The organism is Plantactinospora sp. CA-294935, assembly GCF_050936445.1.
Lineage (GTDB): Bacteria > Actinomycetota > Actinomycetes > Mycobacteriales > Micromonosporaceae > Plantactinospora.
The window spans coordinates 274,566-301,555 of sequence record NZ_JBNJMU010000001.1 but is presented as its reverse complement, the minus strand read 5'-3'; the positions used below and the strand labels follow the sequence as shown (position 1 = coordinate 301,555).

The 26,990-nt window shown below is 72.9% G+C and carries 15 protein-coding genes and 2 pseudogenes; 5 read left to right on the top strand and 12 right to left on the bottom strand.

The genetic code is table 11. From position 1 onward, the window contains the following. Positions 1-23: 23 nt before the first annotated feature. The 3 genes from ACQEVC_RS01440 to ACQEVC_RS01430 all read right to left on the bottom strand — a co-directional run bounded on the left by ACQEVC_RS01440 (position 24) and on the right by ACQEVC_RS01430 (position 11,639). Positions 24-5,501 carry a non-ribosomal peptide synthetase/MFS transporter gene (locus tag ACQEVC_RS01440; protein ID WP_432872590.1) on the bottom strand — a complete coding sequence of 1,826 codons (5,478 nt, stop codon included), beginning with the start codon at positions 5,499-5,501 and terminating at the stop codon, positions 24-26. Next, positions 5,498-10,726, bottom strand: coding sequence for an amino acid adenylation domain-containing protein (locus tag ACQEVC_RS01435; protein ID WP_432872588.1), 5,229 nt, complete (start codon positions 10,724-10,726; stop codon positions 5,498-5,500). The genes ACQEVC_RS01440 and ACQEVC_RS01435 overlap by 4 nt, the downstream gene beginning before the upstream one ends. Positions 10,727-10,973: 247 nt before the next feature. Next, complete coding sequence (locus ACQEVC_RS01430; RefSeq protein WP_432872587.1) at positions 10,974-11,639, bottom strand: TetR/AcrR family transcriptional regulator; 666 nt, start codon at positions 11,637-11,639, stop codon at positions 10,974-10,976. 162 nt (positions 11,640-11,801) lie between these two features. On the opposite strand from ACQEVC_RS01430, the gene ACQEVC_RS01425 reads away from it, so the two are divergent. After that, the gene (locus tag ACQEVC_RS01425; protein ID WP_432872585.1) at positions 11,802-13,046 is read left to right on the top strand and encodes a DUF418 domain-containing protein; all 1,245 of its coding nucleotides are present in this window, start codon (positions 11,802-11,804) and stop codon (positions 13,044-13,046) included. A gap of 120 nt (positions 13,047-13,166) precedes the next feature. Next, entirely contained in the window at positions 13,167-13,682 is a 516-nt protein-coding gene (locus tag ACQEVC_RS01420) for a nucleoside-diphosphate kinase (protein ID WP_432872584.1), read from the top strand. Between the two features lie 264 nt (positions 13,683-13,946). On the opposite strand, the gene ACQEVC_RS01415 is transcribed toward ACQEVC_RS01420, so the two are convergent. The 4 genes from ACQEVC_RS01415 to ACQEVC_RS01400 are packed head-to-tail and all read right to left on the bottom strand — an operon-like array spanning position 13,947 to position 18,183. Further along, positions 13,947-14,567, bottom strand: coding sequence for a GTP-binding protein (locus ACQEVC_RS01415; RefSeq protein WP_432872583.1), 621 nt, complete (start codon positions 14,565-14,567; stop codon positions 13,947-13,949). After that, a complete protein-coding gene (locus ACQEVC_RS01410; RefSeq protein WP_432872581.1) occupies positions 14,548-14,934 on the bottom strand; it encodes a DUF742 domain-containing protein in 387 nt (128 codons plus the stop codon). Before ACQEVC_RS01410 ends, ACQEVC_RS01415 begins: the two co-directional genes overlap by 20 nt. Positions 14,935-14,943: 9 nt before the next feature. After that, positions 14,944-15,363, bottom strand: coding sequence for a roadblock/LC7 domain-containing protein (locus ACQEVC_RS01405; RefSeq protein WP_318400639.1), 420 nt, complete (start codon positions 15,361-15,363; stop codon positions 14,944-14,946). A gap of 51 nt (positions 15,364-15,414) precedes the next feature. Beyond that, positions 15,415-18,183 carry a nitrate- and nitrite sensing domain-containing protein gene (locus ACQEVC_RS01400; RefSeq protein WP_432872579.1) on the bottom strand — a complete coding sequence of 923 codons (2,769 nt, stop codon included), beginning with the start codon at positions 18,181-18,183 and terminating at the stop codon, positions 15,415-15,417. Between the two features lie 383 nt (positions 18,184-18,566). Here ACQEVC_RS01400 and ACQEVC_RS01395 point away from each other — a divergent pair, with 383 nt between their 5' ends. After that, positions 18,567-19,262, top strand: a complete 696-nt coding sequence (locus tag ACQEVC_RS01395) for a GNAT family N-acetyltransferase (protein ID WP_432872576.1) — start codon at positions 18,567-18,569, stop codon at positions 19,260-19,262. 56 nt (positions 19,263-19,318) lie between these two features. Here ACQEVC_RS01395 and ACQEVC_RS01390 read toward each other — a convergent pair whose 3' ends face one another. The 5 genes and pseudogenes from ACQEVC_RS01390 to ACQEVC_RS01370 all read right to left on the bottom strand — a co-directional run. Beyond that, positions 19,319-20,446, bottom strand: a complete 1,128-nt coding sequence (locus tag ACQEVC_RS01390; RefSeq protein ID WP_432872574.1) for a pectate lyase family protein — start codon at positions 20,444-20,446, stop codon at positions 19,319-19,321. 1,599 nt (positions 20,447-22,045) lie between these two features. Next, positions 22,046-23,305 carry an IS110 family transposase gene (locus ACQEVC_RS01385; RefSeq protein ID WP_432872571.1) on the bottom strand — a complete coding sequence of 420 codons (1,260 nt, stop codon included), beginning with the start codon at positions 23,303-23,305 and terminating at the stop codon, positions 22,046-22,048. 522 nt (positions 23,306-23,827) lie between these two features. Beyond that, positions 23,828-23,944: pseudogene (locus ACQEVC_RS01380) on the bottom strand (IS5/IS1182 family transposase); the annotation flags it as partial. Positions 23,945-24,099: 155 nt separating this feature from the next. Continuing rightward, positions 24,100-24,738: a zinc-binding dehydrogenase gene (locus tag ACQEVC_RS01375; RefSeq protein ID WP_432890941.1), complete on the bottom strand. Its 639-nt coding sequence runs from the start codon at positions 24,736-24,738 to the stop codon at positions 24,100-24,102. Between the two features lie 93 nt (positions 24,739-24,831). Then, positions 24,832-25,086 (bottom strand): annotated as a pseudogene (locus tag ACQEVC_RS01370) (alcohol dehydrogenase catalytic domain-containing protein); the annotation flags it as partial. 48 nt (positions 25,087-25,134) lie between these two features. Between ACQEVC_RS01370 and ACQEVC_RS01365 the strand changes: the two are divergent. Together ACQEVC_RS01365 and ACQEVC_RS01360 are read left to right on the top strand one after the other, a co-directional pair. After that, complete coding sequence (locus ACQEVC_RS01365) at positions 25,135-25,752, top strand: TetR/AcrR family transcriptional regulator (RefSeq protein WP_432872568.1); 618 nt, start codon at positions 25,135-25,137, stop codon at positions 25,750-25,752. Positions 25,753-25,893: 141 nt separating this feature from the next. Further along, the gene (locus ACQEVC_RS01360; RefSeq protein ID WP_432872567.1) at positions 25,894-26,856 is read left to right on the top strand and encodes a hypothetical protein; all 963 of its coding nucleotides are present in this window, start codon (positions 25,894-25,896) and stop codon (positions 26,854-26,856) included. The last annotated feature ends 134 nt before the right edge of the window (positions 26,857-26,990 follow it).

Below are 26,990 nucleotides of genomic sequence, written 5' to 3'. Positions count from 1 at the left end.
CCCGGCGGGCCGGCGGGGAGTGGTCAGCGCGTCGGGCGGGCGTCGAACTCCCGTTGCAGCGCGTCGAGGTCGTCGTCGATCTCCGCTCCGGCGACCCCGTCCGGCAGGTCGTCCTCCAGGCGCCGCAGCGGCCGGTACGCCAGCCCCGCCGTGCTCCACAGCATCAGCAGCGCGCCGGTGCAGACCAGCAACACCGCGATGGCCCGGCCGGCGCCACCCGGCACCAGCGGGTCGACCACCCGCTCCGCGATCGCCGGCGCGGTGACGAAGCCCAGCGGCATCATCGCGGCGGCCAGCATCTGGTTGACCGCCAGCACCCTTCCCTGGAGGTCCTGCACCACCTTCACCTGGATGATCGAGATCCAGTGCGCGTTCAGGATCGACAGCGACGCCCAGTAGAGGAACAGCCCGGCCGCGACCAGCGCCGGCTCGGGGCGTACGCCCATCAGCACCGTGCCGAGGCCGACCGGGACGGTGAAGCCGACCATGCCGACCGCCAGCCGCCGGGTGCCGCCCCAGACCACCATGGCCAGTGCGCCCACCGCCGCACCGAGCCCGCCGATCCCGGTGACCAGACCCAGGGTGGCCGGTGAGCCGAAGTCGAGCACCAGCGGGGTGACCAGGACCATCGCCACCGCCAGCAGGTAGTTCACCGGCACGTAGAAGACGATCATGACGATCATCGGGCGGCGCCGGGCGATGAACCGCCAGCCTCCGGCGAGCGCCCGGCCGAAGGTCTCCTCCCGGCGCCGGAACAGCCGGTCCGGGAAGCGGACCACCAGCAGCGTGCCGACCGCGACCAGGAAGCAGGCCACGTCCAGCGCGACCACACCGGGCAGGCCGAGCGCGGTGATCAGCACGCCACCGGCGAGCGGGCCGAGCAGCGTACCGACCCCGGTGCCGAGGTTGGCCAGCGCGTTCGCCTGCGGCAGGTACGGCTTCGGCACCAGTTGCGCGGTCGCGGCCAGGTACGCCGGCCGCTGCACCGCCGTGGCGAGCGAGCCGACCGTGACCGCCAGCATCACCTGCCAGATCCGCAGCTCGCCGAGCCAGAGTTGCAGCGCCAGCGCGCCCATCGCGACGGCACCGGCCAGGTCGGCGCCGAGCATCACCCGCCGCCGGTCGAAGCGGTCGGTGACCGCGCCGCCGATCGGCGCGGCGAAGACCGCCGGGACCAGCGCCAGCATGGTGATCATCGCGAAGTCGAGCAGCCGGCCGGTCTGCTGGTAGACCCAGACCCCGAGCGCGAACGCGCTGAGCTGGCTGCCCACCATCGAGACGAACTGCCCGCCGGCGAGCAGCCCGAACGCCCGCAGGTTGCGCCGGGTCTCCACCCGGGCCAGCAACTCCGCCCCGCCGGCCGCCGGCAACTCACCGGTTCGCCAGGCACGCAGCCGCGCGGCCACCAGGTCGCCCAGTCCGGCCGCCTGGTGCTTCAGGAAGTAGTGCCCGGCCCGGGGGATGGTGGCCAGCTCGACGCGCTCCGCGAAGGCGCCCCACTCGCGGTACCGCTCGGCGTACAGCTCGGTGCTGCGGTCCCGTTCGCCGACCACGGCGAGGACCGGGGCGTGCAGCCGGGGTGCGTCCGGTGCGCCGAGCCGGTCGCTGAGCCACGCCTCGGCATCCCGGGCGTCGTGCCGCAGCGCCCGCAGCATGGTGGCGGTGTCGGCGGCCGCCTCCGGGGTGTCCGCGACGTCCTCCAGCCCGCCCATCACGGTGAGGAAGTTCCGGTACGCCCGGTCGGAGAGCCACCGGTCGGTCGGGAAGAGCCGGCCGATCCACCGGGACAGCCGGCCGGGCAGCCGGGCCATCGGGAAGCTCGCCCCGAGCACCAGCCCGACCACCTCCCGGCCGTCCCGTTCCAGCCGCTGGGCGAGCGCCAGTGCGGCGGCGGTGCCGACACAGTGGCCGTAGACCAGCAGCGGCCCGGGGACCGCGTCGAGTTCGGCGGCGCACCGGCGTACCAGGTCGGGGAGCGGGAGCAGCGGCTCGTCCGGGCGGGCCGGGTCGTGGCCGGGCAGCTCGACGGCGTACACCTGGGTGCCGGGGTGGGCGGTGGCGAGCGCCTCGGCGAAGGGCTGCAACGCGGCCGCCGAGCCACCCCCGTACGGGACGCAGACCGCGGTCAGCGTTGTCGCAGTCCCCGGTGGCGGCCCGGCGAGCCGGTGCAGCAGTCCCGCCTCGGCACCGTCGTCCAGCCCGTCGAGATGGCGCGCCAACAGCGCGACCGTCCGGTGGGTGAACAGGTCGATCACCCGCAGCCGGGGGTCGATCGCCCGGGCGGCCCGGACCGCCGTGAACGAGTCGCCGCCGAGGGCGAAGAAGTCGTCGTCGGCACCGACCCGCCCGGCGCCGAGCAGCCCGGTCCAGACGGCGGCGATCCGGTGCTGGGTGTCGCCGGTCAACGGGGTGTGCCCGGCCGCGACCGGTGCCGGCAGCGCGGACCGGTCCACCTTGCCGTTCGGGTTCAGCGGCAGCGCGTCGAGCACCACGTACGCGGTCGGGATCAGGTGGTCGGGAAGCTGCCCGTGCAGCGCGGTACGGACCGTCGCGACGTCGAGTTCCGTGTCCGGGCGCCGGACCAGCCAGGCCGCGAGCTGCCGCCGCGGCTCCTCGCCGACCGGCAGCACGTACGCGTCGGCGACCCCGGGCACCGCCCGGCAGGCGGCGGCCACCTCGCCGGGCTCCACCCGGTAACCCCGGATCTTCACCTGGTCGTCGACCCGGCCCAGGAAGTCCACCGTGCCGTCGGGGCGGATCCGTACCCGGTCGCCGGTCCGGTAGCAGCGTTCGCGGCCGTGCACCGGGTCGGGGACGAACGACGCCGCGGTCGCCTCCGGACGGTGCAGGTAGCCCCGGGCCACCCCGGGACCGCCGACGACCAGCTCACCGGGTACGCCGGCCGGCAGCGGGCGCCCGGCCCGGTCCACCACGTACAGCCGGGCGCCGGCCAGCGGCCGGCCGAGCGGCAGGTTGCCGTCCCGCCGGGACTCCGGCACCTCGTCGGGGTCGCAGGCGAGCACGGCGACCGTCGTCTCGGTCGGACCGTAGTGGCTCTGCACCGCGAGGTCCGGCCGGGCCGCCCGGACCCGCGCCACCAGCTCCCACGGGCACGCCTCGCCGGCCAGCACCAGCAGCCGGCCGGGCAGCACCCCGGCCAGGTCGCCGTGCGCGTCCAGCAGGCGGAGCTGACTGGGTACCAGCTTGAGCACGTCCACCCGGTGCCGGCCGAGGTAGCCGGCGAGCGCGGCCGGGTCCAGCGAGGTCTCCCGGTCCACCACGTGCAGCGTGCCGCCGGTGACCAGCGCGCCGAGCAGGCAGGTCAGGCCGAGATCCGCGGCGGCGGTGGAGACGAGCGCGAAGGACGCCCCGCCGCTCGCCGACGGGCCGAGCCGGTCGAGGACGGCCCGCAGGTAGTGCACGATCGACCGGTGCGACACCGCGACGCCCTTCGGCGTGCCGGTGGAGCCCGAGGTGAAGATGACGTAGGCGAGCCGGTCCGCCTCGTCCGTCGTGCCCACCGGCCCCGTCCCGTCCGCCGATCCGGCCGGTTCCGTCGGCAGGGCTGGGCCGGAGGGCACGGGCGAATCCGGCGCGGGTCCGGCGGGGGCGCCCTCGACGAGTACCACCGGGAGCAGTCCGGCCCCGGCGGCGCCGGTGGCGTCGTCGGCGAGCCTGGCCGCCAGCTCGGGCTGGGTGACCACGACCCGCCCGCGCACGGCGGCCAGCATGGTCCGCACCCGGGCCGCCGGATAGCCGGGATCCAGCGGAAGGTACGCCGCACCGGCCCGCAGCGCGCCGAGCAGCCCGACCACCAGGTCGGTACTCCGTTCGACCCAGACCGCCACCGGCTCGTCCGCGCCGACCCCGGCCGTCCGGAGCCGGCGGGCCAGCAGCCCCGCCCGGCGGTCCAGCTCGGCGTAGCTCAGTACGCCGTCCGGCCCCACCACGGCGGGTGCCGCCGGGCGCTCCGCGATCCGCCGCTCGACCAGCGCGGTGAGGGTGGGCGCGTCGTCGGTCCAGTTCGGCTCGGGCCCGGTGAGCAGCGGTCCCGGTACCGGTGCCAGCGGAACTGCCGGCACCGGCCGGTCGAGGTCGGCGACCAGCCCGCCGAGCAGGGCGGTGAACCAGCCGACCAGGGCCCGCACCGTGCTCCGGTCGAAGAGCGCGTTGCGGTAGCCGAGCCAGCCGGGCAGCGGGCGCCCCGGCCCCGGGTCGACGACGTTGAGGCTCAGGTCGAGCTTTGCCGTCGGGGTGTCCAACTCCACCGCCTCGGTGCGCAGGCCGGACAGCCGGACCGCGCCGAGCGGGTCGTCGTAGACGTTCACCAGGGTCTGGAACAGCGGATGGGCGCCGGCCACCCGCTCCGGACGGACCTCGGTCAGCAGCTCCTCCAGCGACACGTCGGCGTGCTCGATGGCGTCCAGCACCGCCGTACGGGTCCGGGCCAGCAGCTCCCGTCCGGTCGGCTCGCCGGACAGCTCCGCCCGGACCGGCACCGTACGCACGAAGCACCCCACCACCGGCTCGGTCTCCGGATGCCGCCGACCAGCCGAGATCATGCCGACCGCGAGGTCGTCGGTGCCGGCGAGCCGGGCCAGCAGGGCCTGCCAGGCGGCGAGCAGCACCATGAACGGGGTGCTGCCGGTCTCGGCCGCGGCCCGGCGTACCCGGTCGGCGAACTCGGCGGGCAACTCGACCGGTACCCGGTCGCCGGCCGACTCGGCCACCGCCGGGCGGGGCCGGTCGGCCGGCAGCGGGAGTACGGCCGGCAGCCCGGCGAGCCGCTCCCGCCACCAGTCCAGGGTGGCGGCGGACCGGGCCGGGTCGGCGCGCCGCCGTTCCCAGTCGACCACGTCGGCGTACTGCAACGGTGCGGGTGGCACGGCCCCGGCGGCACCGGTCCGTACGGCGTAGCAGGCGGCCAGGTCGGTGACGATCAGGCGCAGCGACCAGGCGTCGACCGCGATGTGGTGGAAGGTGAGCGCGAGCAGGTGGTCGTCGTCGGCGAGCCGGTAGAGCACGGCACGGGTCGGCAGGTCCCGGTCCAGCGCGAACGGCTCGGCGCCGCACCGGGCCAACCGGTCCCGGACGACCGCCTCCGGGCACTCCTGCGTGGACAGGTCCACCACCTCGACCCGGAGTTCGCCCGCCGGCCGGGGCACGCAGACCGGCGCGCCGCCGGAGGACTCGACGACGCTGCGCAGTACCGCGTGCCGGCCGACCAGGTCGACGACCGCCCCGCGCAGCGCCTCCGGGTCGAGCGGACCGCGCAGCCGCAACCCGGTCGGGACGTTGTAGGCCGGGCTCTCCGGCTCGTACTGGGCGGCGAACCACATCCCGGTCTGGCTGCCGGAAAGCGGCACCGGCGCGTCCGGGTCCGGCCGGCGCGGGATGGCGGGCGCGGACCCGGCCTGGCGGGCCCGGGCGAGCCGCTGTGCCAGCCGGCTCCGCAGCTCCTCGGCGCTACCGGCGGTCGCCCGGGCCTCCACCCCGGTCACCGCCGCCACCCCTCGGCCACCGGGCCGGCCCCGTTCGACGACGGTGTCGCGGGTGCCGGCACGGCCCGGGACGGCGGCGCCGAACCGGGACCTCCGGCCAGCTCCGCCGGATGCGCCGGCGCCATCGGATGCGTCGGCTGCACGGGGTGCGTCGGCTGCGCCGGGTGCACCGGCTGCGCCGGGTGCACCGGCTGCGCCGGCTCCGACGGGTCGACGTCGGCCAGGTCGTCGAGGGCGGCCAGGTCGGCGAGGACCAGCTCCTCGACCCGGGCGGCGTAGTCGGCCAGCCGGGGGTGCTGGAACAGCAGCGGTACCGCGATGTCGCAGCCGAGCTGCTGGCGGAGCCGGCCGGTGAGCCGGGTGGCCGCGAGCGAGTGCCCGCCGACGGCGAAGAAGTCGTCGTCCCGACCCACCTCCGGGCGGTCCAGCACGACGGCCCAGAGTTCGGCGACGAACTTCTCCATCTCGGTCTGCGGGGGTGCCGGCGGGACGGTCGGTCCGGCCGGGGCCGGCAGGGCGGCCCGGTCCACCTTGCCCGCCGTGGTCAGCGGCAGCCGGTCCAGTACGGTCCAGCGCGGCGGCACCATGTAGCCGGGCAGCCGGCTGCGGGCGTGCCCGGCCACCGACTCCGGATCGAGGCCCGCGTCGCCGACCAGGTAGGCCGCGAGGTACGCGTCCGGCCCGCCCGGCTCGACGATCGTCACCGCCGCGTCGGCGACCGCCGGATGGCTCCGGAGCACGGTCTCGATCTCCTCCAGTTCGATCCGGTAACCGCGCAGCTTGACCTGGGTGTCCCGCCGGCCGAGGTAGTCGAGTACCCCGTCCGGCCGCCATCGGGCCAGGTCACCGGTGCGGTACCGGCGGCCGCCCGATGCGTACGGGTCGGTGTCGAAGGCCGCCGCGCTCAGGTCCGGCCGGTTGCGGTAGCCCCTGGCCACCCCGGCGCCGCCGATCCACAGCTCCCCGACCACGCCGGGTGGGGCGAGCCGGCCCGCCCGGTCGAGCACGTAGAGCCGGGCGCCCCGGATCGGCCCGCCGATCGGCACCGGCCCGGCAATCCCGGGCGGGATCGGATGGCAGGTCACCAGGACGGTCGCCTCGGTCGGCCCGTACCCGTCGAAGAGCTGGCCGACCACCTTGGTCAGCTCGTCGGCGAGGTCCGTGTCCAGCGGCTCCCCGCCGCTGATCACCCGGACCTCCGGGCCGCCGCGCCAGCCCGCCGCCAGCATCAGCCGCAGCGTCGACGGGGTGACCAGCATCGCCGTCACCCCGGTCGCCTCGACCCGGGCGGCCAGGGCCGGACCGTCGACGGCGGTGTCCCGGCCGACCACGACGGTCCGGGCCCCGACCATCAGGGCCAGCCACAGCTCGAAACAGGAGAGGTCGAAGGAGAGCGGGGCGACGGCCAGGAAGACGTCGGCCGGGCCGTACCCGGGAGCGTCGCGCATCGCGGCGAGATAGCCGGCCAGGTTGCCGTGGGTGACCTCCACGCCCTTCGGCTTGCCGGTCGATCCGGAGGTGTAGAGCACATACGCCAGCGAGTCGGCGGTCGGCATCGGCGGCAGCGGGACCCCGGCGGTGGCCGGTACGGCGGTCACGTCGACCGGCCGGACGCCGGGCAGCCCGGCGACCACGGCGGTGGTGGCCGGGGTGACCAGGACGAGTCGTACCCCGCCCTCGGTGGCCTGGTGCCGGAGCCGGTCGACCGGCTGGTCCGGCTCCAGCGGCAGGTACGCGCTGCCGGCCCGGAGTACGCCGAGCAGCGTCGCCGGCAGCAGGTGGTCCCGGGGCAGGCAGACCCCGACCGGCGCGTCCGGCCCGGCACCGAGCGCGACCAGGTGCGCGGCGACCCGTTCGGCGTGCGCGGCGAGGCCGGCGTAGTCGAGCGTGCCCGCCGGGCCGACCACCGCGACCGCCTCCGGGGTGCCGGCCGCCCGCGCGAAGATCGCCGGCAGTACGGTCGGCGGGGTCGCCACGGGCACCGGGCCACCGTCGCCGACCCGCAGCAGCCAGTTCCGTTCACCGGCGTCGAGCAGCGGCAGTGTCGAGATCGGCCGGTCCGGCTCGGCGACCGCCGCGCCGAGCAGCCGGAGCAGCCGGTCCGCCATCCGTTCCCCGTCGGCGGCCTCGAACCGGTCGGTGTCGTACTCGACGTGCAGTTCGGGGCCGTCCGCGCCGGCGTTGACGTAGACGGTCAGCTCGTTCTGCGCGGCGGCGGTGTCCAGTTCGCCGAGCAGGCGTACCGTGCCGCCGTCCTCGGTCACCTCCATCGGCAGGTCCTCCGGCTGCACCGAGAGCACGACCGGGGTGAGCCCGGCACCGAGCGGGCGTACCACGCCGGTGAGCCGGGGCAGGTCCCCGACGGCCACGTCCCGGTGCGCCAGCACCTGCGCGGTGTTCACCGCCACCCGGGCGGCCAGGCCGGCGAAGGAGGGGTCGTCGGCGCAGTCGACCCGGACCGGGAGCACATCCATCAGCGCGCCGATCAGCCGGTCCAGCCCGGGCCGGTCGCGGTTGGCGGCGGCGACGCCGAGCAGGGTGTCCGGCCGCCCGGTGAGCCCGTCCAGGAGCACGACCAGGGCGGCGGCCCACATCGCGTACGGGGTCAGTCCGTCCCGCTCGCCCAGCGCCGCGATCCCGGCCCGTAGCCCGGAGTCGATCGGCCGGACCACCCGGCGCCCGGCGTGCCGGCTCGGTCCCCGCCGTGGCCTGCCCGGCAGGTCGTACGGCGGCACGACACCGTCCAGTGTGGATTTCCAGAACTCCTGCACGGCCGGTCCGGCGCCCGATCGGGCCCGTTCGTCGGCTACCGCCACGTCGGAGACCTGCACCGGCAGCGGCGGGAGTGCGGCAACGGGATCGGTGCCGGCCCGGACCGCCGCCAGGGCGACCGCCAGGTCCCGCATCAGCACACCGATCGACACGCCGTCGAACCCGGTGTGGTCGACCGCGATCGCCAGCTCGGCGCGGTCCGGCCCGGTCCAGAGCACGCCGACCCGGATCATCGGCACGTCGCCGGCCAGCTCGAACGGCTGCGCCGCGAAGCCGGCGGCCAGCCGACGCCGCTCGTCGTCCGGGCGCGGGTCCCCCCGGTGCCGCTGCGGCACCCCCGACACCGCCGAACCGGTGGACCCGGCACCGCTGGACCCGTCGTTGGTGGACGGCTCTCCGGGTGTCCCGGCGGCCGGGTCGTCCGCCGCGCCGGCTCGGCCGGTGGCGCCGTCCCGGTCCGTCAGCTCGGTCACCGGCACCGGGGCGGGCGGCGACACCACGGCGTACGGGCCGTCGGCGCCGTCCAGGATCCGGGTGCGCAGCGACTCGTGCCGGACCACCAGGGCGGCCAGCGCGGCGCGAAGCTGCTCCACATCGGCCAGCCCGGTGACCGCCAACCGGAGTCCCACGGTGGAGGCCCAGGGCGTGCCGGTCACCTGGCGCAGCATCCAGAAGACCCGCTGCATGTCGGTGAGCGGATGCCGGTCGCGGTGCTCCCGGACCGGCACCGGCCGGGCCCGGTCCGGAGCCAGTTCCCGGGCCAGCTCGGCCACGGTCGGCGCGCCGAGGAACCGGCCGAGCGGCACCGCGACCCCGTGCTCGTCGGCGACCCGGGCCAGCAGCCGGGCGGCGGCCAGCGAGTGCCCACCCAACTCGGTGAAGCGGTCGTGCCGGCCGACCCGGGACACCCCCAGCACCCCGGCCACCAACCGGGCCAGCCCGGCCTCGGTGTCGCCCTGCGGCGCGACGTACGCCTCGTCGTCGGCGCGGGCGAACTCGACCTCGGGCAGGGCGGCCCGGTCCACCTTGCCGGTCGGCCCCAGCGGCAGCCGGTCCAGCACCGCTATCCGGGACGGGACCATGAACCCGGGGAGCCGGTCGCGCAGGTACGCCGTCAGTCCGGGCTCGGTCACCGGCGCGGACGGCTCGACGTAGCCCACCAGCCGGCGGGTCCCGTACGGGTCGACCGGGGCCAGCACCACCGCGGAGCGTACGTCGGGATGGCCGGCCAGCGCCGCCTGCACCTCGCCCGGCTCGACCCGGAACCCGCGTACCTTCACCTGGTCGTCCCGCCGGCCGACGAACGCGTACCGGTCGTCGCGGCGCCGGATCAGGTCGCCGGTCCGGTAGTGCCGCCGGCCGTCCCGCTCGACGTAGCGCTGAGCGGTCAGCCCGGGCCGGCGGAGGTAGCCGGTGCCGACCCCCGGCCCGGCGATCCACAGCTCTCCGGTCTCGCCGTCGGCGACCGGGCGGCCGTCGTCGTCCCGGATCGACAGCACCGCCCCGGCGATCGGCCGGCCCAGACAGGGGTCGCCGCCCGGCGGCACCTCGTCGGCGAGTACCGCGGTGGTGGTCTCGGTCGGCCCGTAGATGTTGACCACCCGGCGCAGCCCCGGGTTGGCGTACGCCCGGGCGCAGAGCGCCGACGTGAGCACCTCGCCGCCGAAGGTGACGGTCCGGACCCCGGCCGGCAGCGCGCGGCCGAGCAGGACGGAGAGTGCGGACGGCGGCCCGCAGAGCATCGTCACCTCGTCCCGGGCCGGCAGGTCGGGCAGGGCGAAGACGGTCTCGGCCAGGATGACCGTGCCGCCGGTGACCAGCGGCGCGAAGATCTCCAGCACCGAGAAGTCGAAGCAGACCGAGGCGCCGGCCAGGCTGCCCCGCAGCTCGTCCGGGCCGTACGCGGCGGCGGCCCAGCGCAGGAACGCCATGGTGTTGCGGTGGGCCAGCGGCACTCCCTTGGGCTGCCCGGTGGAGCCGGAGGTGTAGAGCACGTACGCCAGGTCGTCGGATCCGCCCTCGACCCGGTGCCGGACCGGCTCGGCGGGCAGTTCGGCGACGTCGAGTACGCCGACGCCGGCCGTCGCCGCCAGGGCGGTGCTCGACCTGTCGCAGACCACCAGGCGCGGCCGGGCGTCCTCGGTGATCAGCCGGAGCCGGTCGGCGGGATAGCCGGGATCGAGCGGCACGTACGCCGCGCCGGACTTGAGTACGCCCAGCAGCGCCGGGACCAGCCAGGCGGTCCGGGGCAGGCAGACGCCGACCAGGTCGCCCCGGCCGACACCCCGGGCGCGCAACGCCGAGGCGACCCGCTCGGCGCGGATGTCGAGATCGGTGTAACTGAACCGATCCCGGTCCACGACGAGGGCGGTCGCCGTGGGCGACCGCCCGACCTGTGCTTCGAACGCCTCGTGGATGAGTCCGGCGGGTGCCTGCTCGGCCTGGAGCGACAACGGCGTCCCCTTTCGTTCGCCGGCAACGGTTCACGTGTGCGGCGGTGACGGATGCCTCGCCGTGGCGGTGGCCACGCCGGCCGATCTTTACACAACCGGACCAGCCCCGAGTGACCGTGCGACAACGCTGGGCAACCGGCAGCAAACCGGGAAACTGCGGCGTTGCCGCACCGGAGACGGGTTATCGCCATTCATTCGGCTATTGGCCCGCATTGGCGCCCTGTCCGGTGCACCAATGCCTCGGCGTCTACAGTGGCCCACCCTCTGTCGTCGTGCGGACCGGGGCCGCGGTCGGGCGGTGGGCCGGGCCGATGCCGACGGCGGGCAGGATCGCCTGGTCCACGATGGCCGCGAGCATCTCGTCGGCCGGCAGGTGGTCGTTGTCGGTGCTGTACTTGAGCACCAGTGCCTCGCCGATGTCCATCACCACCGGGGTGAGCAGCGCGGGATCGACCTCGCCCCGGGTGGCGTAGTGCCGCAGGACGGTGCTGGTGAAGGTGCCGCCCCGGGCGTCGAAGACCCGGGTGTACAACGCCGCCACCAGGTCCGGGTGGCGGTGTCGCTCCATGATGATCGCCACCACGGCGGTGGCGGCCGGGGTGGTCATCCAGGCGACGAGTTGGCGCAGCGCGCGGATCAGGTCGCCGCGCAGGTCGTCCGCGCCGGGGGACGGCACCTCCTGCGGGTGCGCCTCGTGCAGCGCGTCGAGCAGCAGTTCGCGCGGAGAGGACCAGCGCCGGTACAGCGAGGTCTTGGCGGTGGCGGCCTCCTTGGCGATGCCCTCCATGGTGAGCCCGCCGACGCCGACCTCGGCCACCTGGCGGAGCACCGCGGCGTGGATGGCCCGGACCAGTTCGTCGCCGCGCCGCCGGGTACGCCGCTCCGGCTCCGGGCCGGCTTCCTTCTCGCGCATGCTGCCTCTCCACTAAGAAACGCTTGCGTATCTTATTTGCCGCAGGTTAGATACACACCCGTAGCTAATCGTCGCAGTCGACCCGGCGATTCTGCCGTCCGCCGGCCGATCCCGGCCCGTCGCGACCTGCCCTGCCCACATTCCTGGACCAACGGGGGAACCATGTCCAGCCACTCCGGCCCCACCGACCTCGCCGCCCTGCCCCGGACATCCGGGCCGCCAGCCGTCCGATCCCTCGCCCCCGACCTCGCCCGGGGGGCGATGCTGCTGCTCATCGCGCTGGCCCACGCCCACATGTACCTCTACGGCCACCAGACCCTGTTCCGGGGCTACCGCACCGACGGCGACACCCTCGATCGGGTGGTCGCCGGGCTCCAGGTGCTGCTGGTGGACGGCCGGGCGCTGCCGATGTTCGCCGCGCTCTTCGGCTACGGCATGGTCCGGCTGGCCGACCGGCGCGCCGCGTCCGGCGCCGACTGGCCGGAGGTACGCGGCCTGCTCCGCCGACGCAGCCGCTGGCTGATCGCGTTCGGCTTCGTACACGCGCTGCTGCTCTTCTTCGGCGACATCCTCGCCACCTACGGCCTGCTCGGGCTGGTGCTGGTCGGCATGCTCCGGGCCCGGGACCGTACTCTGCTCCGGGTCGCCGGGCTCTGGACACTGGTCTTCGTCGCGGTCTCCGTCGTACCGCCGCTCGGGATCATCGAGAACGGTTCGACACCGCTGCCAACCGGTTACGACTCCCCGCTCGCCGCGATCGGCCCCCGGGTCGGGACCTGGGCGGTACTCGCCCCGATGCTGGCGCTGGACGTGGTCACCCCGATGGTGCTCGGCATCTGGGCCGCCCGGCGCCGGCTGCTCGACGAGCCCGGCCGGCACCGGCGACTGCTGGCCCGGGTCGCGCTGGGCGGGATCGGACTCGCGGTGCTCGGCGGTACCCCGCTGGCGCTGATCGACGCGCGGATCTGGACGGGCTGGAGCGCCGCCAGCGCCGTGCCGGCGTACGTCCTGCACAGCCTGACCGGCATCGGCGCCGGCCTCGGCTACGCCGCGCTGGCCGGCCTGGTCGCGCACCGGCTCGGCACCGCACCGGGCCGCCGTGGCACCCCCGGCCCGGTGGTCACCGCGCTGGCCGCCTGCGGGCAGCGCTCGCTCACCTGCTACCTGCTCCAGTCGGTGGCGTTCGTGGCGCTCTTCTCGCCCTGGGCCGGCGGGCTGGGCGGGCGGCTCGGTGACGCCGGTGCCTCGGCGGTGGCCCTCGGCGTCTGGCTCGGCACCGTGCTGCTCGCCGAGCTGATGCGCCGGGCGGGGCGGCGCGGCCCGGCCGAGGTGCTGCTCCGCCGGCTCAGTTACCGGCACACCCCGCTGGCCGCGGCGGGCCAGACCGGGCCGGCGACCGGGCGGTAGCGCGAAGCCGGGCGAACCGGGCCGACTACTATCGTGATCTCAGCGGCCTGTCGCTGGAGCGGGCGCTCGATGCCCCAGGTGTCGGGCTCCCGGGCGTCCAGCTCGTGGAGGCCCGACCAGATGATCGAGGAAGGGGCCCCGGTGGCGGCCATAGAACGTACTCTTGTCCTGCTCAAGCCCGACGCGGTCGCGCGGGGGCTGACCGGACGCCTGGTGCAGCGCTTCGAGGACGCCGGCCTGAAGATCGTCGGCATCAAGATGAAGCAGATGGACGCGGACTTCACCCGCCGGCACTACTTCGATCTGGAGGAGCGGTTCGGCAAGGGCGTCTACGACGCCACCGCCACCTACATGCAGCAGGGGCCGGTGGTGGCGCTGCTGCTGGAGGGGGTCGAGGCGGTGGCGAACGTCCGCCGCATGATCGGCCCGACCTTCCCGGGGCAGGCGGCGCCGGGCACCATCCGGGGCGACTTCGCGCACATGTCGAAGGCGTACGCCGAGGCGACCGGCAAGGCCATCGCCAACCTGGTGCACGCCTCCGGCAGCATCGACGAGGCGAAGTACGAGTCCGAGCTCTGGTTCGGCGCCGACGAGCAGTTCGACTACCCGGGCCTCGCCGAGCGGTACGTCTTCTGACCTGTACGGTCAGCACCTTCCGACCGGGGCGGCCCGGTGGAGAGTGGTCCGGGCCGCCGCCACCCGGCGGCGTCCCGGAGTACCGGTCGGCGGCCCAGCGGCGGGGTGCTGGCCGGTCACAGTTCCGTTAACCGTCGGTTACCCCGGTCGGACTCACATCTGCGCGTGGCCGCCGGAACGTCCGGGCGACGACGAGGATGCGACTCGTCCGCGCCGGGGCGGACGAGTGCACGACGGGGGGCGGGACCCGTCCCCGGTGGCGGCTCAGCCGGCGGCCGCCGCCGACATCGCCCGGTGGCTGCGCATCGCGTGTTCGAGCACGGCGATCAGCACCTCCTTGCCGGACTTCCGAGTCCGGGCGTCGCAGAGCATGACCGGTACGCCCGGATCGAGGCTCAGCGCCTGGGTCACCTCCTGGAGCTGGTACTGCCGGGCGCCCTCGAAGCAGTTGACCGCCACGATGAACGGCGTGCCGTGCTTCTCGAAGTAGTCGACCGACGGGAAGCAGTCGGCGAGCCGGCGGGTGTCGGCGAGCACCACCGCGCCGAGCGCGCCGAGCGCCAGCTCGTCCCAGACGAACCAGAACCGGTCCTGCCCCGGTGTGCCGAAGAGATAGAGCACCAGTTCGTCGTTGATGCTGATCCGGCCGAAGTCCATCGCCACCGTGGTGGTGGTCTTGGCCTCCACCCCGGAGAGGTCGTCGACACTGACGCCCTCCTGGGTGAGGAGTTCCTCTGTCCGAAGTGGACGGGTCTCACTGACGGCACCGACCAGGGTGGTCTTGCCGGCGCCGAAGCCTCCCGCAATCAGGATCTTGACGGCGGTCGGCATCGGTTCGCCGGGCGCCGGAGTCTGGTCGGCACCGTCAGAGTGCGCGTAGCCCATTTATCACCCGTTCAAAAACGCTGTTGTCGGTCAGGACCGGTGCCGGCCGTGGCTCGAACACCCGGACGAGCTGTCGTTCGAGCAGATCGCCGAGCAGTACTCGGATGGTGCCGAGCGGCAGGTCCAGGTGCGCCGCGACCTCGGCGACCGAGAGCTGCCGCCGGCAGAGCGCGACGATCGCCAGGTGCTCCGGCCCGAGCCCGATGTCCTGGGAGGAGGCCGTCCGCACCGTGCTCACCTGTGAGATCAGGTCGAACTTACCGGTCACCGGCCGGGCTCGACCCCGGGTCACCGCATAGGGCCGGACCACCGGGCCGGCGTGCTCGTCGACCCAGTGGATTTCCGGAGGCTCCTCGTACTCGGTCATGGCCGGGAATCACTGCCGTTGGACCGGCGCGTCGGGTGCCCGGCTGCTCGACGCGAGGTACTTGCCGGCCCGGGTCACCAGCATCGCCATCTCGTACGCGATCAGACCGACGTCCGCGTCCTCGGACGCGAGTACGGCCAGACAGGCGCCGTGCCCGGCTGCGGTGACGAAGAGGAACGCCGAGCGCATCTCGATGATGGTCTGCTGCACGGGCCCGCCGCCGAACCGCTTGCCGGCACCCCGGGCCAGGCTCTGCACGCCCGAGGCCACCGCGGCCAGGTGCTCCGCGTCGTCCCGGTCCAGCTCCCGCGACGAGGCCATGAGCAGCCCGTCGACGGAGAGCAGGACGGCGTGCTGGGTCTGTTTCACCCGACTGACCAGGTCGTCCAGCAACCAGGTCAGGTCGAGGTTCGAGGCTGTCTTCTGCACGGGTTCGTCCCTCTCTACCGGTGACATCGCCATCTCGGACACGGTGCGCGGTCAGTCCTCGGGCGGAACCGACCCGGTCCCGTCGTCGCGCGGGCGCGCGGCGTCGGACCGTCCGCGCCGGGTGCCCGATTGATAGGAACTCATCATCCGGCGGATCTGTTCAGGAGTACGGGGAGCGTGGTCCTCCGCCGGCTCCGGTTCGGTCCGGTCGTCACCGTCACGCAGCGGCGGGGCGAGGTTCGCCTGCCGGACCCGGACCGGCAGCCCGGACGGGGTCAGCGAGGCCGATCCGCTCGCCGGGCCCTGTCCGGCCTCCGGCGAGGCAGAGCCCACCGGCCGGGACGATCCGGACCCGGCCGCCGGTGCGGCGCCCGCACCAGGCCGGGCATCCGGCGACGCCACATCGGACGACCCGGTCGCCTGCCCCGGGGACCGGGAGGAAAGTCCGGACCGCGCCGTCGGTTCTGCCGATCCCGGGAACGCCGTCGGCCCGCCAGATTTCGGCAACGCCGTCGGCCCGCCAGATTTCGGGAGCGCCGTCGACCCGGCCGACCCGGGAGACGCCGTGGCGTCCGGCTCCGTCGCGCCCCCCTCCGGCCGGGTCGGGGCACGGTCGGGCCGCAGGGCCGGCAGCTCCGACACCCGCGGTGCGAGGCCCGGGGCCGGTGGTGCCAGGTCGGGCCTCGGCGGTGCGCCCGCCGGCCGCCCCGGTGTGTCGAGCGGGCTCCCGGCCGCGGGCCACTCGACAGCCCGGCGCGCCTGCTGGGCCGGATCCGATTCCGGGCGCCGGCCCGGGCGCTGTCCCGGCGCCGGCCCGGGCGGGAGTACCGACTCCCGCTCCGCCAGGCGACCGATCTCCCGCCCCGGCGGTCGCCGTACGCTGCCGCCGATCGCGCTCGCCGCGAGCCGCTCGACCGGCATCGAGCCGGTGGTCGGCTCGCCCTCGGCGCTCCGGTCGGTGATCAGGCTCAGCGGGAGGAGTACCACCGCGGTGGTGCCGCCGTACGGCGACTCCTTGAGCCGGACCCGTACGCCGTGCCGCTCGGTGAGCCGGCTGACCACGTACAGGCCGAGTTGGGCGGCGCCGCCGGTGAGGGTGAACTCGTGCTGGGTGACGATCCGCTCGTTGGCGGCGACCCGATCCTCGTTGCTCATGCCGAGCCCGCGGTCCTCGATCTCCACGGCGTAGCCGTTGGCGACCAGTTGACCGCTGACCTGCACCCCGGTGTGCGGGGGAGAGAAGGAGAGCGCGTTCTCGACCAGTTCCGCGAGCAGGTGGATCACGTCGCCGACCGCCCGGCCGGCGAGGTCCACCGCGCCGACCGGCAGCACGGTGACCCGGGCGTAGTCCTCGACCTCGGCCACCGCGCCCCGCAGTACGTCGATCATCGGGACGTTCCGCCGCCAGGCCCGGCCCGGGGTCGAACCGGAGAGCACGATCAGGTTCTCCGCGTTGCGCCGCATCCGGGTGGCGAGGTGGTCCACCCGGAACAGGTCCTCCAACTCCTCCGGATCGTTCTCCCGGCGCTCCATCGCGTCCAGCAGGGTGAGCTGCCGGTGGATCAGCGCCTGGGTACGCCGGGCCAGGCTGAGGAAGATGTCCCGTACGCTGCGGCGCAGCTCGGCCTGCTCGACCGCGGTCCGTACGGCGGTCTCCTGGGCGACGTTGAACGCCTGGGCCACCTGCCCGATCTCGTCCGGGCCGGCCTCCAGCGGCGGTGCCTCCGCGCCGACGTCGACCGTTTCGCCCCGGCCGAGCCGGCCGACCAGGTCGGGCAGCCGCTCGTGGGCGAGCTTGAGGGCCGCCTCGCGGAGCCGTTCGAGCTGGCGGACGATCGACCGTGCGGTGTTCACCGAGATGACGACGGCGACCAGGCCGAGGATGGCCATGATCAGCATCCGTACGAGGGTCCCGATGGCGCCGGGCGTGGCGGCCTTGACCACCTCGTCGCCGCCGGCGATCTGCAACCGGAGCAGCTCCTGCAACCCGGGGTCGACGGTGCCGCGCCACTCGTCCGCCGGAACCGCCGGGCGGCCGTTCGGCCGTCCGTTGAGGACGATCCGGTCCTCGGCCGCGCGCAGCCGGGCGAGCGGTCCCTGCCGGAGTGCCTGGCGGTAGCGGTCCTGGTCGGCCCGGGGCAGCTCGGCCATCGCCTCGTCCGCGATCAGCCGCTCGGTGCCGATCAACTGGATCACCCGGGCGTGCTCGGCCGGGCTGATCCGGTTGGCGGCGTACGCTCCGGTCAGCAGCGCGTCGGCCTGGGAGGCCAGCTCCCGCGCCTTGGTGAACCGGATGAGGTTCTCGACCCGGCGGTCGATGTCGCCGGCGTCGAGGTTGCCGAGCGAGCCGTACATCCGGAAGACCGTGTCGATCGCCTCGGTGAACGCCTGCGCGGCGGCCAGCCGGTCGATGCGGCGGGCATCGATCGCCTCCCGGACGGTGGCCAGCCCGTCGAGCTTGGCCAGTGCCTCGTCGACCCGTCGCTCCAGTTCCGGCCGCGCCGCCAGCTTCGTGAACCAGGCCTGCGTCTCGGCACGGAAGATCGCTACGTCCGCGCGTACCTTGCGGCGCTCGGTCTCCAGCGGCTCCCGGGCCGGTGCCTCCGGTGCACCGAGGTAGCTCAGCGAGAGCCGCCGCTCGTTCTGCAGGTTCAGGACCAGCGGTTCGCTCGGGGCGTACACCTGGGCCTCGAGAGTCTGCACCCAGACCAGGTTCAACCCGTCGCGGAGGGTGACCCATGCGCCGAATGCCCAGAGCGCGGCCAGAGTGACCAGCAGGGCGACAACCTTGGTACGCAGGCGCGAAGCACGAAAGCCCATTACACCGTCCCGTGCCGGTCGGAGGCCGAATGATCGATCACTCGCCATGTTCTGGCGTCGCGGGCGCCCTGGGTCGCATCCACGATCTTTGAGTACCCGGCGCACGCTAGCAGCGCCCGGTGTGATGCCTCAACCCCCGGTTTGAACGAAGATCACCTTTTTGGCCCTTCCCGGGCGGTTGGCCTGCTGATCGGAGAATGACGGTGGCTCCGCCCGTCCGGGTGTGTCCACTCTGGCCGGTCCCGCTGCCGGGATCGCCCCCGGCATCGGTCGGGGGCCGGCTTCCATTGATAACCTTCGTTGAGATTGGGTTGACCGGGCGTTGAGATCGGGTTGACCGGGCGGGGCCTGTCGAGGGCCGGAGGTTGATCGGGGGCGGGTGCATGCTCGACCAGCGGCTGCATCACCATCTGGTGACCTGGCTGGGCCAGTGGCCGGCCGGCGGATCGCTGGACGTGGTCGGCTCCGAGCGCCGGATCCAACCGGGCTGGGACGGTGAGCCGCACCCGGTCGTCGGAGTCGGCAGCCCGCTCGGGGTCGTACTCTCGGTGCCGCCGGCCCGGGCCGCCGCCGTACGCGCGCTCGGCGCCCGGCCGATCGCGGCGCTGCTGGCCGAGTTGCCCGCCGTGGTGGGCCTGCCCGGCTGGGTGGGCTACCGGGCGGTGTTCCGCTACACGCTCGCCCCGGCGCCGTTGCCGGACCGTGGTGAGTGGGTCGACGCCGTCGATCCGGTGGTGCCGCCGTGGCTGCGGCCGTTCGGCGGCGAGGTGCTTGTGGTGCGGGACTCCGACGGCGGCTACCTCGCCGGGGTGGGCATCAAGCGGCACGACGGCTACGGGCAGGAGATCGCCGTCGGCACCGAGCCGGCGGGCCGGGGCCGGGGCTTGGCCCGCCGGCTGGTGGCACAGGCGGCCCGGCGGGTGCTGGACGAGGGCGCGGTGCCGACGTACCTGCACGATCCGGGCAACCTCGCCTCGGCCCGGGTCGCCGAGGCCGCCGGGTTCGACCACCGTGGCTGGTCCGCCTACGGACTGGAGAGGACGGCCCGGTCGACGCCCCCGTGCCCGGGGACCGTCTGACGAGGACGGTGGCCCTCAGCCACAGACCTTGCCCACCCCTACCCGACCGGTGGCCCTCAGCCACAGACCTTGCCCACCCCGACCCCACCGGAGACCGTGCCCGGCAGGCTGGCCGGCGGATCCACGCTGTACGGATAGAGCCCCCGCGGCTCGACCACGGTGCCGGCGGTCTGCGGGGTACCCGAGTTGACGTAGATGTTGTTGCGCTCCACCACCCGGCCGGGGCCGCTCTTGTCGTATCCGACGTAGATCGGGTGCGCCACGTTCTCGAAGTAGTTGCCCTCGACCATCAGGCCGGCGTCCTCTGTGGAGGCGATGCCGTAGAGCGCGTTGTTCCGGTAGTAGTTGTTGAACACGTGTACCGGGTCGGCGAACCGCACCCGGGGATGCCGCTGATCCGTACCGTCGAAGAAGTTGTGGTGGTACGTCACCCGCAACTTCCCGACGTCGGCGGTGTACGTGTCCGAGTGGCCGACCAGCGACGACTTGCTGTGGTTGTGGAACCTGTTCCAGGAGACCGTCACGTAGTCCGACTCCCGCTTGATGTCGAGCAGGCCGTCGTAGCCGTCGGAGAGGTCGTTGTGGTCGATCCAGACGTGGTGGGCCTTGTTGGTGACGCTGATCGAGTCGTCCTCGGCGCCGGTGAACCGGATGTTCCGGATGATCACGTTGTTGCCGGGCCGGGTGGTGGAGCCCATCTGGAGGCCGCCGCCGGTGATCTCGGCGGTGCTGCCGACACCCAGGATGCTCTTGTTCGCCACCACGGTCACCATGTCGTCGAGCGGGATCCGGCCGGAGATCCGGATGATGTACGGCCCGGGTCGCCCGGCGTAGTCCTCCAGCGCGGCGGCGGTGGTCACGGTCACCGTCGGTCCGCCCGCGCCACCGGTGGTGCCGTTGAAGCCGAGGGCGTTGACCGAGGCGAACCCGATCGGGGCGTCCGTACACAGGATCGTCGCGTTGCCCGCCGGAGCGGTCCGGTCCAACGGCCCGGCCTGGGCCGGCCCGGCGGCGCCGGGGGAGGCCAGCGCGAGTACCCCGACCAGCCCGGCGGCGAGCCTGGACCGGTGCCGGGCGTCCGGACTCCGCCGGGTGGCGGGGTGGGACGGGATCGTGGGGGGCCGATGGGCGGTCTGTGCGGAGGCGGCTCCGGGGCGCGGGCCGCCGAGGCGTCGAGGTGTCATCTGCGATCTCGGTTTCTCGGTACGCGTCGCCGCCCGGGCGACGCGGGCGTGGTGGAGACGGGTGGGGGAGTGCGCGGTGCGCTCGGGGTGGTGGTGCCTCCGCCCGGGAGGCCGGTACGGAACGGACGGAGGCAGGAAAGCGCTTTCCTGCGACCACGATAAGCGCCCCACCGACGTTCGTCAATGAAGCCCGGCCTCGGTCAATGCCTCGGGCCGGCCCGACGGGCGCGCCTTGGTCCCCGCGCCGACCCTCGCCCCGGTGTCGCCGGTCCCGGGTGTGATGCGTGCGCGCTGTCCGCGGACCGTGGACCCGCGCCCGGGGTCCACGGTCCGCGTCCTCTCCCAGGCCGAGGTCCAAGTGGTGACGCCGTTCGCGGTGTCAGTAACGCTACGTGTTCACTCCTACCGCGACAAGCCTGCGGCGGACCCGTCCGAAGTGCCCGTTTGGCGGATGCGACCTGGTAGGGATCAAGACATCCGATGGTCGGTACTTGTCGAGTGCGGTGATCGCGACCCGGTTTGCGGCAGTCTCGGACGGCCGGTGTTAACCCCCGGGGTGCTGCCGCGTCCGACGCGTCGCGGGCGCCTGCCCGCCTCTTGGGCCCGGCCCTGTGCCGGCGTCGTCGCGGGTGATCTCGTGAGTCCAGACCTATGTTGCGGGACTGTCGCCGGCACCCTTCCTGAGTCGGAATGCGCGACGTTCCTTAGAGTCCGGCCAGTGGAGCGACCCGGTTAGTCGCCAGTACCGGACGCACGCCCGTACCTCCCGTAGCCGGCTCGGGACGCAGGGCAGGTGCGCGCACAGATCCTCGGGCTCACCGCTCAGCTCAGGGGGAAGGTGGTCCCAAAACTCCTTCGACCGTGACGCTTCCCCGCTGCGGGTCCAGCGGTAGTCGTCCGGCGCCTTGGTCCGAGCCATTTGCAGCATCCGGATCTCCCACCCCTGCCCGTGCATGACGGCGAGGAGGCCCAGGGCCCAGACGTGCCCCCGCCGGCAGCGCCGGCACAGATCGAAGTCCAGTTCGCCCCAGCTCCGCTTGCCGGTCATTACGAGGATCTGACGGCTCTCGCTGTCGGGCGAGTACCGGAGGTACTCAAGCCTGGCGTATCGGGCCGCGGATCGCGGGCCGTCGGCATGTGCGTGGGCATGTATCAGGTCGCGCCGCCGTTCCGCTTCGATCTCGCGTACGGGGCGACCCTCGTTCGCGGCGTCGTCATCGTATGCCGAGCCATACTCGAACCGCATATTTCGAGCCTAGCCTGTATTTCTCTGGGTTCACCTGCTGCTACTGGCCCGGCCGCCACCGCGGCTCCGTGCCGACCCAGCAACGTGGATGCGGAGTCCGCAGGATCACCCGGATCGCGGCTACCTGTTTACTGGACCTACGACCGCAGCCCGGCCAGGCTTGGTCGAGGTGACCGGCGGGACGCGCTGCGTCGGGCCGGCGACACCATGTACCGGGCCGAGCGGGTGGGCCGGCACGGGCGGCGGCTCTACGCCTCGGAGGCCCAGCTGAGCCACTCGGGATCGTGACTGGGTGCGGATCGGGTCGCGTACCGTTTGGCCAGGATTTTCCAGACCTCCGATCGCTGTAAAGGTCAAGCGGGGGTTGGGGTTCGGGTGGGGAATGCCTTGGTCTCGTCGTAGAGCTGGCGTGTTGTGAGGCATTGATGTAGGCAGCCGATGAGCCGGTTGAAGAGGTGGCGTAGGGCGGCGGCGTGGCGGTCGGCGTGGACTTCCCGGCGTCGTTTGTAGTGCTCACGTGCGCTGGGTGAGTTGGTGGCGGCGACGAATGCCCAGACCCAGCCGGCGGCAGCGAGGCGGTCGTTCTTGACGCGCCGGTGAGTGATGGAGATGCTCCGTCCGGAGGCGCGGGTGACAGGTGCGGAGCCGGCGTAGGCCTTGACGGCGCGGGCGTCGGTGAAGCGGGTGCGGTCGTCTCCGAGCTCGGCCAGGACTCGGGCGCCGGTGAGGTCACCCAGGCCGGGAAAGCTGGTGATGATCTGGTAGTCGGGGTGTTGAGTGAATGCTTGGGCGCAGGCTTCGCCGAGCTGAGCGACGTTGGTGCACTCGGTGTTGAGGGTGGCCAGTAACGCCAGTGCGGTGGTGCCCATCGCGTCCTCGATCATCGGCGGTTGTCGTAGGTGTGGCACCCGTAGTGCCTGCTGAATCTCGGTGGCAAGGGTGTCGATACCGCGTTGGCGGCCGCCGCGGCGCAGCGCCGCGGCGATGCGTGCCTTGCTCAGCTTGGCCCCGGCTGCCGGCGTTGGGGCGAGGGCGAGGACCGCGCGGGCGTCGCTGCTGGTCAGGTAGTCCTTGCGGTTGATGAAAGCGTCGAGGAACGCCGGGTAGTACTCGCGGAGCAGTGAGCGAAGCTCGTTAGAGGCCTTGGTGCGCCGCCAGGTCGCGTCCTGCTGAGCGCGGGCCAGGACGGCGATGGCGCGAGCGAGTTCGGTGTCAGCTGGCAAGGCGCGGTGGACGTGGGCGTCGGTGCGCAGGATGTTCGCCAAGATCACCGCGTCGGCGTGGTCGGACTTGCTACGCGAGACGCTGTGCCGGTCCCGGTAGCGGGACACAGCCATCGGGTTGATCGCGTAGACGGGCCGGCTACTGGCCCGCAACGCCGCTACCAGCAGCCCGCGTGGTGTCTCGATCGCCACAGGGATCGGGTTCTCGGCGCTGTCGCCGGCGTCGGCCAGCATGTCCAGCAGTTGCTGCCAACCTTCGACCGTCTCATGGATGCGCTTCTTGGCCACCAACTCGCCGTGCTCGTCGACCAGCGCGATGTCGTGGTGCCGTTCGGCCCAGTCGATTCCGCAGAACATCTTGCCCAAAGCTGCTCCCGTATCCTCGAACATCTCATATCGTCCCGGGTCAGAGCCCTGACGGGAACGCGCGGCGCCCTAATAGCGAGGCTCGTGGCCTACCCTCCGATGAGCCGTTTCGCGATCCCAACGACCAGCACGGCTCCCGTCTTGGTGTAGAGCTCGACGGCTCCCGGTAAGTGAGGGGTGCATCGTGCTGGCGGGCTCGAACCACGAAGAAGTAACCATGCTGACCGGCGTGAAGTTATCCACCCCGCAGTGCCAGTCGTGCATGGGCCTGTTGCGAACGTGCGGCGGCAATCGAGACAACCGCTGGGATGAACGGCCGCCGTCCGACCACACGACCGTGCACTCGACAGGGCGTACCAAGCCTGGAAAGAGGCCTCACAGGACCAGAGTCTTGAGTAGGAATCCACCCCGGCTTCGGCAGGGTCCCGAGGTCGACGGCGGCCGTTCGGGTCCTATTAGGACCAGAGTCTTGAGTAGGAATCCACCCCGGCTTCGGCAGGGTCCCGAGGTCGACGGCGGCCGTTCGGGTCCTATTAGGTCTTGAGCGGTGGCGATGGCTCGTTCGCCACGAGCGCGGATTTTCGTGTGGGTCCGGTTGACCGCCTTCTGCCGGCGGGACAGTTTCGGCCGGAAGCGGCGCCTCTTGAACGGCGTGCGGCCACTTCAATCAAATGGTGGGTGAGCCGTTCTTGTGGTCCGGCGCGATGCGCCGACACTGAAGTTGATGCTCCGGACGAGGAGGAGTGGCCTGGCCTTTCCTCCTGGAGGCTGGCCCTGTTCCTCCTGGAGGTACGTCTTTCCGGGGGATGGCGGGGCGCTCACAGGACGAGCATGAGCTTGCCGCCGGGTCGGCGGGACTGGCTGAGCTCGGCCGCTTCCTGGATCTGGTCGAGCGTGTAGGTGCGGGCGATCGGTATGACCAGGATGCCTTCGCCTGCGAGCCGGGCGAACTCGTCCATCCGGTCGTAGCTGATCTCGGTGGTGATTCGGGCGCCGAGCTCGGCCGCGGCGGCGAAGTCCGAGACGGTGAGGACCCGGTCGGGGTCGCCGGTCAGCTCGATCAGGGTCGGTAGCGAGCCGCCGGCCGGGCTGGGCTGATCAGCGCGGTCGATCCGGCCGCCGGTCGGGGCCGCGTCCAGGGCGCGGTCGACGCGGCCTGCGGCCATTGCGCTGACGCGTTCGGCCATGCCGTCGCCGTAGGTGGTCACCTGGGCGCCGATCTCTTTCAGTGCGGCGGCCCGGGTCCGCCCGGCGGTGGCGATCACCCGAATGCCCTGGTGCAGAGCGAAGCGCACCGCCGCCTCACCCACGGTGCTGCCGGCGCCGTGGACGAGCAGCAGCTCACCCGGTTGGACGCCGAGGTCGTCGAGTGCGCGCCACGCGGTCTCGGCCGCCATCGGCAGCGCGGCGGCCTGCTGGGCGGTGACACCGTCGGGGATGCGTGCCCAGGCTGCCATCAACGCGTGCTCGGCGGCGCCGGCCGTGGGGCCGTGGAAGGTGGCCGGGCCGAACACGCGGTCGCCGATTTCGACGCCGGTAACGCCTTCGCCGAGCGCGTCAACGGTGCCCGCGATCTCGAAGCCGAGCCCGCGCGGCAGCGGTGGCAGATGGTCGGCGAGGAGACCATCGACCACGTGCCAGTCGGCTGGGGTCAGGCCGCACGCCTGGACGGCGATCCGGATCTGGCCGGGTTCCGGCTCCGGTATCGCAACGTCGCGGAGCACGATCACGTCTGGCGGTCCGAACCGGTCGAACTGAAGAGCCCGCACAGCACTTCTCCAATCAATGACAGCATCTGTTGTCATAGACCGTAGCACTGTGATGACAGCTCCTGTTGTCGTACTCTGGTGGATATGCCGAGATGGGAGTCCGACGCACAGGGCCGGCTCGAGCGCGCGGCGCTCGAGCTGTTCGAGAGGCAGGGGTTCGAGCGCACCTCGGTCGCACAGATCGCGGGCGCCGCCGGTCTGAAGGAGCGGTCTTTCTACCGCTACTTCCCGGACAAGCGGGAAGTCCTGTTCGCCGGAAACGAGCTCGAAGCCCACCTCGTCGCGCAGGTCGAGGCGGCGGACCCGGGTCTCACGCCGATCGAGGCGCTGCTCGCCGCACTGAGAGCCACCGAGGAGATCTTTGGCCCGCGCGAGTTCCTGCTGCGCCGCGCCAGAGTGATCGCCGCCAACCCGGCACTGGCAGAACGCGATCTGATCAAGCTCGCCGACATCGCCGACGCGCTGGCGCGGGCGATCGAGCGCCGCGGCGTCGAGCCCGGCAAGGCGCGCTTCATCATCGACGTGGTGCTGGCGATCCACCGGCGCGCCACGTCCCGCTGGCTGGCCGATCCGGAGGCAACCCTCTCCCGACTCGTCGCCGAGGCCACCGCCGAGCTGCGCGAGGCGGTGACGCCCCAGTCACGACAGCCCGCTGAGTCAACCGCGACCGAGCAGGAGCCAATATCGAACTTCCCACCCTGAGCGCCGTACCGGAGGGCCCGGCAGAAGTGCCGCCCGACGTGGGCGTTTCGCGTGCAGCTTGCGCATGGGGCCTTGTCAGGCGGCGCCCGCAACTTGACACGTGACCTCAGCAGCGCGCAGCGGAGTATTACCCTCCGCTGCATGACTGGCGATCTTGTGTACGGTGCGCGGCTCTTCGTCCCAGGGACTGCAGCAACGATGGTTCAGTGGCAAGGCCTGCTCGGACGTTCCGGTCTGACGCTGGACGGCCAGTTGCTCACATCGGAGACCCTCGGCTTTCGCGCGCTGGCGGAGTGGGTGGAGAACGACGGTTCGTTCGGCGAGGCGTTCGGTTACGGCACGATGTCGGCGGAGGAGCAGCGTGATGTCGCAGGGGCGGGCAGCGCGCTGGTCCTGGATCTGCCGGTGTACCTCGGTGCCGCGGCGGGAGAAGTGGCGATGCTGATCGCCGCGCTGGGCGACGCTGGAGCGCTGGGAGTGCGACTCGAGCAGTCGAAGCTGGGCTGGCCCGTCGCACGCTGGATTCGGAGTCTCGAAAGCGGCGACCCGTGGATGCTCTACCACTGCGCCGTGATCGTGCTACAGGACCGCGGTGTGTCGCGATCCTGCGGCATGCACGCGTTTGGGTTGCCGGATGCGCAGGTCGAGGCCCCACCGTCCGAGGCCAATCAACTCCTTGGCTCGCTCAACGTATATCAATTGGCGGAAGACCCGGTGCTGGTCAGCGGCGACACCTTCACACCCGACTTGGATACCCCTCGCCGCCGCTTGGAGCGCTGGCCCGATGACGGTTATCCGCCGGGCCATGCTTGCCACAACCCCTTTGGCACCTGGCGTCTGGGCGCCGAGGGAGGCGAGGCAGATTCGCGGGGCGAACTTCGACCCGTGTTCGTTCCCCCACTGGCGGCCCTACTCACCGCCGCCGAGGAGAAGGTTGGCCGGCGCCTCCGTCGCGAAGAGGTGGAGCGCCTCACCAGCGAAGGTGTCTGCATGATGATGACCCACGCCGATGCGAAGAACCTCGAACGCGGCCGCGGTTACGCAGACCTCGAGCCCGAACTCGTCTGGAGGCAGTGGCAGGTCCTGCGCGAGTCTCGCGCCTGACATCGCAACGATCCAGCACGCGTAACAGATCGAACGTCCACTCGTCGGCTGACTCGAAAATGTTGAGTGGGTGGGCAGGCGGCAGCATCGCGGTGTAGCCGCGATGGGTTGGGTTGGCTGTGACCTGGTTGGTT

Bases quoted from the DNA above. Each gene is read 5' to 3' on its own strand.
- ACQEVC_RS01430 (WP_432872587.1), bottom strand. From the start codon at position 11,639: ATGCGCGAGAAGGAAGCCGGCCCGGAGCCGGAGCGGCGTACCCGGCGG.
- ACQEVC_RS01425 (WP_432872585.1), top strand. From the start codon at position 11,802: ATGTCCAGCCACTCCGGCCCCACCGACCTCGCCGCCCTGCCCCGGACA.
- ACQEVC_RS01420 (WP_432872584.1), top strand. From the start codon at position 13,167: ATGATCGAGGAAGGGGCCCCGGTGGCGGCCATAGAACGTACTCTTGTC.
- ACQEVC_RS01415 (WP_432872583.1), bottom strand. From the start codon at position 14,567: ATGGGCTACGCGCACTCTGACGGTGCCGACCAGACTCCGGCGCCCGGC.
- ACQEVC_RS01410 (WP_432872581.1), bottom strand. From the start codon at position 14,934: ATGACCGAGTACGAGGAGCCTCCGGAAATCCACTGGGTCGACGAGCAC.
- ACQEVC_RS01400 (WP_432872579.1), bottom strand. From the start codon at position 18,183: ATGGGCTTTCGTGCTTCGCGCCTGCGTACCAAGGTTGTCGCCCTGCTG.
- ACQEVC_RS01395 (WP_432872576.1), top strand. From the start codon at position 18,567: ATGCTCGACCAGCGGCTGCATCACCATCTGGTGACCTGGCTGGGCCAG.
- ACQEVC_RS01390 (WP_432872574.1), bottom strand. From the start codon at position 20,446: ATGACACCTCGACGCCTCGGCGGCCCGCGCCCCGGAGCCGCCTCCGCA.
- ACQEVC_RS01385 (WP_432872571.1), bottom strand. From the start codon at position 23,305: ATGTTCGAGGATACGGGAGCAGCTTTGGGCAAGATGTTCTGCGGAATC.
- ACQEVC_RS01375 (WP_432890941.1), bottom strand. From the start codon at position 24,738: ATGGCAGCCTGGGCACGCATCCCCGACGGTGTCACCGCCCAGCAGGCC.
- ACQEVC_RS01365 (WP_432872568.1), top strand. From the start codon at position 25,135: ATGCCGAGATGGGAGTCCGACGCACAGGGCCGGCTCGAGCGCGCGGCG.
- ACQEVC_RS01360 (WP_432872567.1), top strand. From the start codon at position 25,894: ATGACTGGCGATCTTGTGTACGGTGCGCGGCTCTTCGTCCCAGGGACT.